General features: G+C 71.7%; 11 protein-coding genes and 3 tRNA genes. 11 read left to right on the forward strand and 3 right to left on the reverse strand.

Going from position 1 to position 11,338, the window contains the following annotated elements; translation table 11 throughout:
- Positions 1 to 195: 195 nt before the first annotated feature.
- Positions 196 to 1,134, reverse strand: coding sequence for an endonuclease/exonuclease/phosphatase family protein (locus AB0K35_RS34205; protein WP_238671083.1), 939 nt, complete (start codon positions 1,132 to 1,134; stop codon positions 196 to 198).
- A gap of 386 nt (positions 1,135 to 1,520) precedes the next feature.
- Between AB0K35_RS34205 and AB0K35_RS34210 the strand changes: the two genes are divergently transcribed.
- The 7 genes from AB0K35_RS34210 to arfB all read left to right on the forward strand — a co-directional run bounded on the left by AB0K35_RS34210 (position 1,521) and on the right by arfB (position 7,099).
- Positions 1,521 to 2,027 (forward strand): hypothetical protein, encoded by a 507-nt coding sequence (locus tag AB0K35_RS34210; protein ID WP_363890778.1) that lies wholly within the window; start codon positions 1,521 to 1,523, stop codon positions 2,025 to 2,027.
- A 308-nt stretch (positions 2,028 to 2,335) separates the two neighbouring features.
- Positions 2,336 to 3,385 carry a MoxR family ATPase gene (locus tag AB0K35_RS34215; protein WP_238671041.1) on the forward strand — a complete coding sequence of 350 codons (1,050 nt, stop codon included), beginning with the start codon at positions 2,336 to 2,338 and terminating at the stop codon, positions 3,383 to 3,385.
- Entirely contained in the window at positions 3,382 to 4,395 is a 1,014-nt protein-coding gene (locus tag AB0K35_RS34220) for a DUF58 domain-containing protein (RefSeq protein WP_238671043.1), read from the forward strand. The genes AB0K35_RS34215 and AB0K35_RS34220 overlap by 4 nt, the downstream gene beginning before the upstream one ends.
- Positions 4,392 to 5,351 (forward strand): VWA domain-containing protein, encoded by a 960-nt coding sequence (locus AB0K35_RS34225; protein ID WP_238671044.1) that lies wholly within the window; start codon positions 4,392 to 4,394, stop codon positions 5,349 to 5,351. The genes AB0K35_RS34220 and AB0K35_RS34225 overlap by 4 nt, the downstream gene beginning before the upstream one ends.
- 38 nt (positions 5,352 to 5,389) lie before the next feature.
- Positions 5,390 to 6,244: a trypsin-like peptidase domain-containing protein gene (locus AB0K35_RS34230; RefSeq protein WP_238671046.1), complete on the forward strand. Its 855-nt coding sequence runs from the start codon at positions 5,390 to 5,392 to the stop codon at positions 6,242 to 6,244.
- 98 nt (positions 6,245 to 6,342) lie between these two features.
- On the forward strand, positions 6,343 to 6,639 hold the full coding sequence (locus AB0K35_RS34235; RefSeq protein WP_363890781.1) for a hypothetical protein: 297 nt from the start codon (positions 6,343 to 6,345) through the stop codon (positions 6,637 to 6,639).
- Positions 6,640 to 6,673: 34 nt separating this feature from the next.
- Positions 6,674 to 7,099 carry an alternative ribosome rescue aminoacyl-tRNA hydrolase ArfB gene (gene arfB / locus AB0K35_RS34240; RefSeq protein WP_210786405.1) on the forward strand — a complete coding sequence of 142 codons (426 nt, stop codon included), beginning with the start codon at positions 6,674 to 6,676 and terminating at the stop codon, positions 7,097 to 7,099.
- A gap of 161 nt (positions 7,100 to 7,260) precedes the next feature.
- Here arfB and AB0K35_RS34245 read toward each other — a convergent pair whose 3' ends face one another.
- Entirely contained in the window at positions 7,261 to 8,127 is an 867-nt protein-coding gene (locus tag AB0K35_RS34245) for a 3-methyladenine DNA glycosylase (RefSeq protein ID WP_363890783.1), read from the reverse strand.
- A gap of 34 nt (positions 8,128 to 8,161) precedes the next feature.
- A complete protein-coding gene (locus AB0K35_RS34250) occupies positions 8,162 to 9,580 on the reverse strand; it encodes a hypothetical protein (RefSeq protein WP_363890785.1) in 1,419 nt (472 codons plus the stop codon).
- Positions 9,581 to 9,754: 174 nt separating this feature from the next.
- Here AB0K35_RS34250 and AB0K35_RS34255 point away from each other — a divergent pair, with 174 nt between their 5' ends.
- The 4 genes from AB0K35_RS34255 (at position 9,755) to AB0K35_RS34270 (ending at position 11,191) form a co-directional block, all read left to right on the forward strand.
- Positions 9,755 to 10,558, forward strand: coding sequence for a fumarylacetoacetate hydrolase family protein (locus AB0K35_RS34255; protein WP_238671052.1), 804 nt, complete (start codon positions 9,755 to 9,757; stop codon positions 10,556 to 10,558).
- Positions 10,559 to 10,666: 108 nt separating this feature from the next.
- Positions 10,667 to 10,738: transfer RNA gene (locus tag AB0K35_RS34260), tRNA-Gln, on the forward strand.
- Between the two features lie 134 nt (positions 10,739 to 10,872).
- Positions 10,873 to 10,945, forward strand: a tRNA-Glu gene (locus AB0K35_RS34265).
- A 173-nt stretch (positions 10,946 to 11,118) separates the two neighbouring features.
- Positions 11,119 to 11,191 (forward strand) — tRNA-Glu (locus AB0K35_RS34270).
- The last annotated feature ends 147 nt before the right edge of the window (positions 11,192 to 11,338 follow it).

Here is an 11,338-nt window from a genome sequence, read left to right on the forward strand (position 1 = left end):
ACCCCCACCCCCACCCCCACCCCCACCCCCACCCCCACCCCCACCCCCAACCCCACCCCACCCCCCACTCTCGCGATCTTGCACTTTGTGTCGACGGTCTGCGGCTTTTGTCGCTGATGCCGGGACAGTAAGTGCAAGATTGACGAGGCGAGGCGGGGCGGGGCGGGGCGGGGTGGGGTGGGGTGGGGTGGGTGGTTAGGGGAGGGGGAGGCGGAGGGTGGCTTGGACGGGGCGGTGGTCGCTGCCGGGCAGGGTGAACACCTGCACCGAGTGGACCGCTATCCGGTGGTCGACCAGGACGTGGTCGATGGTGACGGGTGGGATGAGGTCTCCGTCGTAGGGACCCCAGGTGCCGGTCAGGCCCTCTCCGGTGGCGTCGGCGGCGTCGACGTAACCGCTGCGCAGCAGGGCCCGCAGTGGACTGTGGTCGAGGGTCGCGTTGAAGTCTCCGGCGAGGATCCGCAGGCCACCGTCCGGGGTGGCAGGTGGTTGGGCGGTCAGGTCGGCACGCCAGGCACCCACCTGGTCCAGCGCGTACGGCGCGGAGGGGTGGGCCGACTCGACGCGGACCGGGGGCCCGCCGGGGACGGACACCGTCGCGTACGCCTGGGTGAAGCCCCAACCCTCGAGGTTGCGTCGGACGCCGCCGTCGGTGATCGGCCACCGCGAGTAGAGCCCGGAGCCGGGGGTGCCGATCTCCGGGTTGAGCTGTCGGTGCGGCAGTAGCGTGGCGAGGCCGAGCCGATCCAGGGCGGCCTGCGCGTCCGGCGTGAACTCCTGCACGGTGAGCACGTCCACCTGGTGTCGCCGGACCAGCTCCACCAGTGTCCGCGCGTCGCCGGCCCCGGCGAGCAGATTGGCGGTGAGTAGCCGCACGGTCGGCCCGGCCGCCGCCGGCTGCGGGTTGGCCAGCGCCCGAGGTGCGACGGCGCCGAGCAACGCCACCGTCGCCAGGGCCGCGAGCGCCGCCGGCCACCAGCGCCGCAGGGCGAGCGCGAGGGCCAGGACCAGCACGCTGACGCCCGCGGCGTACGGCGTGAAGGCGAGCGCCTGCACCAACGGCCCCCGGTCCAGGCCGAGCAGTCGGGTGGCCGCCCAGATTGCGGTGGGTACGACGGCAAGCCAGCAGAGCACAGTGCCGAGCCGAGTGTTCCGCTGTGCGGGTGGGGCATCGACGATCACGGAGTTGATCGTAGTCGGGCCCGACGAACCCATTTCATGAATGGCGATGCGCTCACATTTCACAATTATCTGACGGCTGAATGACACCCTGGAAAAGCGAGATCAACTATTGACTGGCGGCTTTTTCCGGTGCTACGTTCCATCTGGCTTAAACGACGCAACTCTGAGTAGTAACCGCAGCTCAGAGGGGATATGGATTGATGGTTAATCAATCTCGTCGGGTGTGAGCGAGGCAGCTTTCCCCCGCCCAACTGTCGTCGTACGCCTATTTATGGGCAGTCATCCGTCCCGTCCCGCGGGTCGGCCGAATTCGCACGGTCACACAAGGGGGACCTGTCATGAGCACATCCTTCCGACGTAAGGTGGCGGCGGTCACGTTCGCTGTTCTGGGGCTCAGTCTCGCCGGTGGGGGCATCGCTATCGCCCAGCCGTCGGCGAAGGCGCCGCAGGAAGCGGTCCAGCCGGCACGCGGCACGAACGCCCAGCCGCCGGTCAGCGCCGAGTCGGCGCGCATCGCGAAAGCCGCGCTGAAGGCGAGTGCGGCCACCCCACTGGTGGCCACCAACGTCTTCACCGTCGTCAACTCCAACGGCACCAAGGCGCGCGGCAGCGGCACCGTGGTCAAGTACGGCGTCGGCGAGTACGAGGTGATCTTCGGTTACACCGTCTCGGCTGGTGCCTTCCTGGCCACCCTGTCCCTCTCCGGCTCCTGCTGCATTCCGCCCGGTGGCGAGGTCTCGGTCGCCCCGCGGCTGCTGACGCCCAACGCGGTCTTCGTGCAGACCCGCAACTCGGCCGGGGCGCCGGCCAACCTGGGCTTCACACTGCTCACCCACACACCCTGACCAACCCGACACCCGGCCCCCGTCGCCTCCGGCGCGGGGGCCGGACCCTGTCCGCTCAGCGCGGGACTCGCCGGCTGCACCTCGGCCGGCCGGGTCCGGGCATTGATCGACTCGGGTTTCAGGAAGTCGGGGTGTCCGGGGATCCGGGACACCCCGACTTCCGTGAACGCGCGGACTTTGGGCCCTCCTCGGCCGGCTCGCGACGGTCGTCACCCTTCCGCGCGGCTTATCCCCATTCCGGCCACTCCGGGCCGGTCCGGGCCGCACAATCCCACGTTTGCCGGGCGTGTGCCCGGGAAGCAAGCACCGTGACGGACATCTCGGACACCCTGGCCAGCATGCCCAGCCCGGTCGATCCGGAGCCGACCGGCATCGAGCTGGAACAGACCCTCTTCGAGGTCAAACGCGTGATCGTCGGGCAGGATCGCCTCGTCGAACGCCTGCTCACCGCCCTGGTCGCCAACGGACACTGCCTCCTGGAGGGGGTACCCGGCGTGGCCAAGACACTGGCCGCGCAGACCCTCGCGACGGTGGTCGGCGGCACCTTCTCCCGGATCCAGTTCACCCCGGACCTGGTGCCCTCCGACATCGTCGGCACCCGGATCTACCGGGCGTCAAAGGAAACCTTCGACATCGAGCTGGGGCCGATCATGGCCAACCTGGTGCTGGCCGACGAGATCAACCGGGCCCCGGCCAAGGTCCAGTCGGCGCTGCTGGAGGCGATGGCCGAACGGCAGGTCTCGATCGGCGGGCGAAGCTGGCCGGTGCCGGAGCCGTTCCTGGTGCTGGCCACCCAGAACCCAATCGAGTCCGAGGGGGTCTACCAGCTCCCCGAGGCGCAGCGTGACAGGTTCCTGATGAAGGTGGTCGTCGACTACCCCAGCGACGCCGACGAGCTGGCCATCCTCTACCGGATGAGCACCGACCGGCCGACCCCGCGCCAGGTGCTCGACGCGCAACGGCTGCGGGACCTTCAGATCCACGCCGAGCGGGTCTTCGTCCACCACGCGTTGGCCGAGTACGTGGTGCGGCTCATCCTCGCCACCCGCGACCCGGGCCGGTTCGGGCTGCCGGAGATCGCCCCGCTGTTGGCGTACGGGGCCAGTCCACGGGCCACACTGGGCCTGGTCGCGGCCGCCCGGGCACAGGCCCTGCTGCGGGGGCGGGAGTACGTGCTGCCCGAGGACATCCGTGAGCTTGCCGTGGACGTCCTCGCCCACCGGCTGGTGCTCTCCTTCGACGCGGTGGCCGACGGGGTGTCGGCCGAGAGCGTGGTGCGACGGCTCGTCGAGGCGGTGCCGCCGCCCCGGCTGGCCACCGGACACCCGCAGCAGACACCGGATCTGGCGGCGGCATGAGACGCGCCGCCGTTGCGCCCGCCGACCCCGGCCTGGCCGAGCTGGCGCCGGACCAGCGCCTGCGCCGCCTGGAACTGACCGTCACGCGCCGGCTCAACGGCCTGCTGCACGGCCAGTACCGGGGTCTGCTGCCCGGTCCCGGCAGTGAACCCTCGGGCAGTCGCGAATACCGGCCGGGCGAGGACGAGGTCCGCCGGATGGACTGGGCGGTGACCGCCCGGACCGCCGTGCCGCACGTCCGGCAGGTCGACGCCGACCGGGAGCTGACCACCTGGCTGCTCGTCGACGGCAGCGCCAGCATGGAGTTCGGCACCGCTGAGCTGGACAAACGGGAATTGGCGGTGGCCGCCGTCGCGGCGGTCGGTTTCCTGACCGCTGGCGTCGGCAACCGCCTCGGCGCCCAGGTGCTGCACGCCGACGGGGTACGCCGCTTCCCGGCCCGCAGCGGACGTACCCATCTGCTCGCCCTGCTCCGCGCGCTGCTCGCCGCCCCCCGGGCCACCGCGCCCACCGAACGGCCGGGGCGCGGGCCGGAGGCCCTACCGCCCGATCTGGCCGACGGCCTCGACGCGCTGCACCGGATCGCCAACCGGCGTGGGCTGGTGGTGGTGGTCTCCGACTTCCTCGACGGACTGCCCGACGACCCCGGCCAGACAGCGCCCTGGGAGCGGACCATGCGCCGGCTGGCCGTCCGGCACCAGGTGCTGGCGATCGAGGTGACCGACCCGCGTGAGCTGGAACTACCTGACGTCGGCCTGATCACGCTCGTCGACCCGGAGACCGGTCGGCACCGCGAGGTGTGCACATCGGACCGAGGGCTGCGCGAGCGGTACGCCGAGGCCGCCACCGCCCAGCGCGAACAGGTCCACCAGGCGCTGCGCCGCAGCGGAGCCACCCATCTGCCGCTGCGCACCGACGGCGACTGGAGCGCGGACATCGTCCGGCACGTGCACGCCCAGCGTCGGCTGGCCGCCGCGCCGGCCGGCAGGCCCCGGGGAGGTGCCGCGTGAGCTGGGAGTCGCCGCTGCGACTCTGGCTGCTGCTCGGCGTGCTCGCAGTGGTCGTCGCGTATCTGGTACTGCAGCGGCGCCGTAGCCGCTACGCGGTCCGCTTCACCAACCTGCGGCTGCTGGACCGGGTGGCGCCGCAGCGGCCCGCCTGGCGTCGACACGTACCAGCCGGGCTCTTCCTGGCCATGCTGGCGCTGCTCGTGGTCGGCTTCGCCCGACCGAGCGCCGAGGTCCGGGTGCCCCGGGAACGGGCCACTGTGATGGTGGCGGTGGACGTCTCCACGTCGATGCTCGCCACCGACGTCGAGCCGGACCGGCTGGCCGCGGCGAAGGAGGCCGCCCGGCGCTTCGTCGAGGGCCTGCCCGACGAGTTCAACGTCGGTCTGGTCGCGTTCGCCGGCAGCGCCGCCGTGCTGGTGCCACCGGGCACCGACCGGGACGCCCTCGACGAGGGGATCGACCGGCTCGCCGAAGGCATCACCGGTGTCCAGGGCACCGCTATCGGCGAGGCCATCAACACCTCACTCGGCGCGGTCAAGAGCCTGGACAGCGAAGCCGCGAAGGAGCCCCCACCCGCCCGGGTCATCCTGCTCTCCGACGGCGCCAACACCTCCGGGATGGACCCGATGGAGGCGGCCGCGGAAGCGGTGAAGGCGGAGGTGCCGGTGCACTCGATCTCGTTCGGCACCCCGTCCGGGTTCGTCGACAGAGGTGGACGGCCCATCCAGGTGCCTGTGGACGGACAGACCCTCAAGGCGGTCGCCGAGGAGACCGGCGGCATGTTCCACGAGGCCAGCACCACCGACGAGCTGCGGGCCGTCTACGACGACATCGGCAGTTCGGTCGGCTACCGCACCGAGCGGCAGGACATCTCGGCCCGGTTCATCGGCCTCGGACTGGTGTTCGCGATGGGCGCCGCCGCCGGCTCGATGCGCTGGTTCTCCCGGCTGCCCTGACCGCCACGCACAACCGACGTCGACAGTGAGGAGTACGCATGGCTGTGCAGACCGGACTGGGCGAGCCGCGCGGTCCCTGGTTCATCTCACCGGAACTCGACCCGGACGGGCGCGGGTGGTGGGACGCGCCCGAGCGCGACCCGGGCGGGCGACGGCCTGGGCGGCTGCTCGCCGTGCTGGCAGTGGTGGCGGTGTCGGCCGTCTCCGGTGCTCTCGCCGGTGGCGTGGTGGCCAGCCGGGACGGTGCTGGTGGCCCGGCCGCGGCGTCCGCCGCCCCGGTGCCGGCCGAGCTGGTCACCGCGGCCGAACGGACCGTACCCGGGGTGGTGTCGGTGCTGGCCGGTGGTGCGACCAGCGGGTCCGCTACCGGCTCCGGCTTCGCTGTGGACGACCAGCAGCACCTGATCACCAATGACCACATCCTGGCCAAGGGGGGTGGCGGGCCGGTGACGGTGGAGCTGCCCGACGGCCGCCGGTTCGCCGCCGAGGTGGTCGGCCGGGAACCGCGCAGCGACCTGGCGGTGCTGAAGGTGCCGGCATCCGCCGGTCTCACCCCACTGCCCCTGGCCAAACCGGGCGCGACCCGGGTCGGTGAGCCGGTCCTCGCTGTGGGCTCGCCGCTCGGCCTGGCCGGAACCGTCACCGCTGGCATCGTCAGCGCGCTCGACCGGCAGGTGCGGCTCGGCAACAACCGGCACAGCGCGGTGCAGACCGACGCGTCCATCAACCCCGGCAACTCCGGTGGGCCGCTGGTGAACGCGCGTGGAGAGGTGGTCGGGGTGAACACCGCCATCGCCACCATCGACGGAAACGGCTCGATCGGCATCGGATTCGCCATCCCGATCGACCAGGTGCAGCAGACCGCCGACACGATCATCGGCAAGGGCGGCTGAACTGCCCGAACGCCCTGACGGGGGCCCGCACTGTCAGATATCCGGCCGGACGGCATCGGACCATGGAAATATTACGCTCGGTATGGATACTGGCGGAGGTGGAGCGTCCTCTTCTCACGGTCCTCCTGCTGGTGGGCCTGGTCATCGGATGTGCAGTGGGGTCGGCGTACGCCCGGGCACGACGCGGGTGGAACGATTACCAGACCGTCAAGAAATCGGTGCCAGGCGCCCGCCGGGGCGCCTGGTCGCTGATCCGTGGCGTCGTCGTGAAGGCCGCGGTGATCGGGGTGCTGCTCTTCGGCGCGGTGGCGTACGCGGCCGTCGGCTCCGACGAGGAGACCGCCGGGCCGGTGCCCAGCCAGTCCCCGACGCAGAGTGAGCCTCCGCACCGATGACCCCCGGCGCGTCGTCGCGGGTTAGCCTCGGGGCGTGGACGACGGACTGCGGGTGACCGACCGGTGGGTCGTCCCCGCCGGGGAGCTACGGGAGCGCTTCTCCCGCTCGTCGGGGCCGGGCGGGCAGGGTGTGAACACCGCGGACTCCCGGGTCGAGCTGAGCTACGACGTGGCCAACTCGCCGGCCGTGCCCGAGTGGCTGCGGCCGCGGGCACTGGCCCGGCTGGCCAACCGCCTCGTCGACGGGGTGCTGACGATCGCCGCCAGCGAGCACCGGGCCCAGCTGGCCAACCGGGAGGCGGCCCGGGCCCGGATGACAGCACTGCTGCGGGAGGCCGCCGCGCCCCCACCGCCGACCCGCCGAGCGACCCGCCCGTCCCGTGGGGCCAAGGAACGCCGGCTGGCCGAGAAGAAACGCCAGTCCCAGCGCAAGCGGGACCGCCGCGCCGACGACGACTGATCCGACGCCGTCCGGCAGCGAGGTCGACGCTGACGAAGTCACGCAACCAGCCCCGGTCGATCATGAAGTTGTGGTGCCCAGTTTGTTCGTATAACGGATACTTTGTGGCCCACCACAACTCCATGATCGACGGCGTGGGGCGTGGGGGCGCGGGGCGACGGCTAGGCCGGGGCGGCGGTTAGCAGGCGGTCGCGCAGCACGGCGGCCCGCTCGGCGAACGCGCGCTGGGCCGCCGCGTACTCCGCCCGGCCGTCCGGAGTCTCCACGCGCACCGGCGGGTAGCCGAGTGCCGCCAGGTCGTACGGGCTGGCCCGCATGTCCAGCGTGCGGATGTCCCGGGCCAGGTCGAACGCGTCGGCGACCAGCTCCGAGGAGACCAACGGCGACAACTTGTACGCCCACTTGTACAGATCCATGTTGGCGTGCAGGCAGCCCGGCTGCTCGTGCGCGTGCTGCGTCTCGCGGGTCGGGGTGAGCAGGTTCAACGGGCGGGCCGGCGGGGTGAAGAACCGGAACGCGTCGAAGTGGCTGCACCGCACACCCCGCTCCTCGACGACCTCGGCTGTGCGTTCCGCGCTGAGCCGTAGCGGCCAGGCGTTGTGCCGCAGCTCCTCCCGGGTCTGCCGGTAGACCATCGCCCACTCGTGCATCCCGAAGCAGCCGAAGTGCGCCGGACGTCCCCGCGTCGCCTCCAGCAGGGAGCGGATCCAGGCGATCGACTCGCCGCGCCGGGCGCGTACCCCCTCGGTGTCGAGGGTGACCCCGGCGGCGCTGGCGCGGTAGTCGCGGCCGAATTCGGCCGGATCGGCGTCGCGCAGCTCGACCCCCGGCCCCGGATGCCATCGCCGCAGCTGAGCCGGACGGTGCGAGTAGTAGGTGAACAGGAAGTCGGCCACCGGATGCCGCTCACCGCGTCGTCGCCGGGCCAGGTGCGGGGTCAGCCAGACGTCCACCCGCTCCTCGTGGGCCCGTCGGCGGGCCTGCCACTGCGTCGCGTCGAGCACGGCGGGGGCGAGGGCGGCGGTCACGCACCCCAGGGTACGACCGCCGCCCGCACACCGGTCAGGGCATCTGCACCCGGACCCCGGCGGAGAACACCCCACTGCGCAGCTCCAGCTGCTGGGGCGGGTCCCGCCCGTCCACCGTGAAGACCAGTGGGAGCACCATCCGGGTGCCCGACGCCATCGGGTCGGCGAAGACGTCCCGACCGAGGTTCGCCGTCCGGGTGGCCGCCTCGTCGGTGCTCACCCAGCGGCCGCCGGGCAGGTACGCCCGTTGCAGTTCGCTGTGCCAGGGCTGGTGGTCGCCGGTGACGTTGCGCACGCCGACGGTGGCCTCGCAGCGTCGCCCGTTGGCCGGCGCGGCACCGCCGCCGTCGGGCTTGCCCGCGGTGCCCGGTGCGCCACAGATCATCCGGTACACGGTGAACTCGAACGCCGACTCGCGCAGCGGCACGCCCAGCGACCCGGTGACCCCGGTGCCCATCCAGGCGCCGCTGGTGGGCTGCTTCTGCGTGTCGATCGCCGAGACCTGCCGGGTCGCCGTCCAACCGGCGGTGCCGACCACTCCGGCCAGCACCACGACGGCGGCGCCCACCAACATCCAGACCGGCGGGGTACGCCGGCGTCGCACCGGACTCGGGGCTGCCGGGCGGGGATAGACCGTCCCACGGCCACCCTCGGCGCCGCCGCCGGTGGAGAGCGCGGCAGCCGTCACCCGACGCCCGCGCCGACGTCGCCACACCCACACCACCGCAGCGCTGATCAGCAGCAGAACCGCCAGTCCGGCGAGCAGCACCGGGTAGCGGCGCCACGGCGGCGCCTCGCTCACCTCGGCCGCCGGTGCCGCCGCCGCCTGCCAGGTGGCCGTGGCGCAGTCGTACGGCCGGCTGCCGTCACTGGTGAACGCGCAGGTCGGCGCGGTCAGCGGCCGGCCCGGCGCGGTCGCCGCGAGCGCGGTGCCCAGGGTGGTGGTGCTGTGCGCGGGCAGCCGCAACCGCCAGGTCACCTCGGTGGTCGATCCGCTGGCCGGGGTGGACCGGCCACCACCACTGATCGCGGTGGTCGTCGAGCCGGGCGGGAGTTCCTGTCGCACCGTGGTCTCCAGCGGCGAGTTGCTCACGTTGCGCACCTGGATCCGGTACCTCGGTGCCGGGCTGCTCTCCGTGGCGACCGCCACAGTGACCTGTTGCGGGGGCGCCGACGCCGGTGCCCGGGTCGGTGGTGCCATCGCCGGTGGCGCCGAGGGCGGGGTGGGCTCGGTCACCCGCGCGACCATCGCCACCGGCGGCCGGGTTCCCGCTGGTGCCGGGATGGCGGCCGGTGGTGGTGCGGCCGCCGTTGGTTGTGGCGTGGCGGCCGGTGGTCGTGGCGCGGCCGCCGCCTCCGGGGCCGCCGTCGGCAGGGCCGGCACGGCGGCGAGGATGCCGAGGCAGTGCACGAACACTGCGAGGGCTCTGTGGTGTCGTGTCGATGCAGGCATACGAACGAACCTCCGGAGCCGACGCTAGGGGCGAGTCGCCTCCGTGCGGGTACGAAGTCGAGAAGTCCGCCCCGGTCACCTCCAGCTCCGATAGGGTGCCGCGGGCTGACGGGTTGAGCACACCCGACAGCCGGTCCTGGCCGGTCGGGGCACCGGCGGCGCTAGATTGGCCGGGTGCGTATCGCTCGTTTCGCCCATGCCAAGGGAATGTCGTTCGGTGCCGTCGAAGGCGAAGCGGAGGCCGGGCCGCAGGGCCTGACCATCGCCGAGATCGAGGGCCACCCGTTCGGCAATCTGTCCTTCAGTGGGGCCCGCTGGGCCCTCTCCGACGTTCGGCTGCTCTCCCCGATCCTGCCCAGCAAGGTCGTCTGTGTCGGCCGCAACTACGCCGACCACGCCGCCGAGCTCGGCAACGAGGTGCCCAAGGAGCCGCTGCTCTTCCTCAAGCCGTCCACCTCGGTGATCGGCCCCCGGGACGCCATCCGGCTGCCGATCTTCTCCAAGCAGGTCGAGCACGAGGCGGAGCTGGCCGTCGTGATCGGGGCGCCGGGTGCGCGCCGCGCCGACCGCGCCGCCGCCGAACGCGCCATCTTCGGCTACACCTGCGCCAACGACGTCACCGCTCGGGACCTCCAGCGTTCGGACGGGCAGTGGACCCGGGCCAAGGGCTTCGACTCGTTCTGCCCGATCGGCCCGTGGATCACCACCGGTCTGGACGTCTCCGATCTGGAGATCCGGTGTGAGGTGGGTCGCAACCCGGAGGAGATGGAGGTACGCCAGCTTGGCCGGACGAAGGACATGGTCTTCGACGTGGTGGGTCTGGTGTCGTACATCTCGCACGTGATGACTCTGCTGCCCGGCGACGTCGTTCTCACCGGCACCCCAGCCGGGGTTAGCCCGCTTGTCGAGGGGGATACGGTCACCGTGCGGATCGACGGCATCGGTGAGCTCACCAACCCGGTGGTACCCGTCGCCTGATCCGTCTGATGCCCCTGTTTCCGCAGCTCACGGGTGGTTCGGGGGGATCGGATTTGGCCTGCCGGCACCGGGAGGGTAAAGTTCACTCCCGGCGCCGCAAGGGGCCAATGGGGTATGGGGTAATTGGCAGCCCGACTGATTCTGGTTCAGTTAGTCTAGGTTCGAGTCCTGGTACCCCAGCGTTGCTGGAATTCGCGAGAATTTCCAGACGCTGGATTCTGACGGAGTTCGACTCCGCCCCTTCGGGGGCGGAGGGTGGTCTTCGGTAGAGTGCAGCTCCTCCACCGCTGAGGTGGGGGAGCGAAAGTTGTTCTGGCCCCGTCGTCTAGTGGCCCAGGACGCCGCCCTCTCAAGGCGGTAGCGCCGGTTCGAATCCGGTCGGGGCTACAGCGTGCACAGCCCGTCTCACCTCGTGAGGCGGGCTGTTTCGTGTCCGTGGCCGGGCCCGTTCCGGCCTCCGTCGGGCCCTCCGGTGACAGCGCACCCCGCGCTCGTGCCCGGGTGCGGTGCCGCTAGACTACATTCGCACCGCCCGCGAGGGTGGTGAACGGAAAAGTTCTGGCCCCGTCGTCTAGTGGCCCAGGACGCCGCCCTCTCAAGGCGGTAGCGCCGGTTCGAATCCGGTCGGGGCTACAACCAAAGGCTCGTCACGCGAAGCGTGACGAGCCTTTGCCACATCCACCCACCGCAGCCTCCCTCCCTCCCCCTCCCCCCTCCCCCCTCCCGGCGTGGGTGTGGGATTTGTATTAATGAAAAAAAACGGAGGGGGGGGGGGGTCGT

Source organism: Micromonospora sp. NPDC053740, assembly GCF_040677775.1.
Lineage (GTDB): Bacteria > Actinomycetota > Actinomycetes > Mycobacteriales > Micromonosporaceae > Micromonospora > Micromonospora alfalfae.

What these genes read in the sequence shown, in the direction of transcription:
- AB0K35_RS34250 (WP_363890785.1), bottom strand. Translation starts at nt 9,580, where the DNA reads ATGCCTGCATCGACACGACACCACAGAGCCCTCGCAGTGTTCGTGCAC.
- AB0K35_RS34220 (WP_238671043.1), top strand. Translation starts at nt 3,382, where the DNA reads ATGAGACGCGCCGCCGTTGCGCCCGCCGACCCCGGCCTGGCCGAGCTG.
- AB0K35_RS34230 (WP_238671046.1), top strand. Translation starts at nt 5,390, where the DNA reads ATGGCTGTGCAGACCGGACTGGGCGAGCCGCGCGGTCCCTGGTTCATC.
- AB0K35_RS34210 (WP_363890778.1), top strand. Translation starts at nt 1,521, where the DNA reads ATGAGCACATCCTTCCGACGTAAGGTGGCGGCGGTCACGTTCGCTGTT.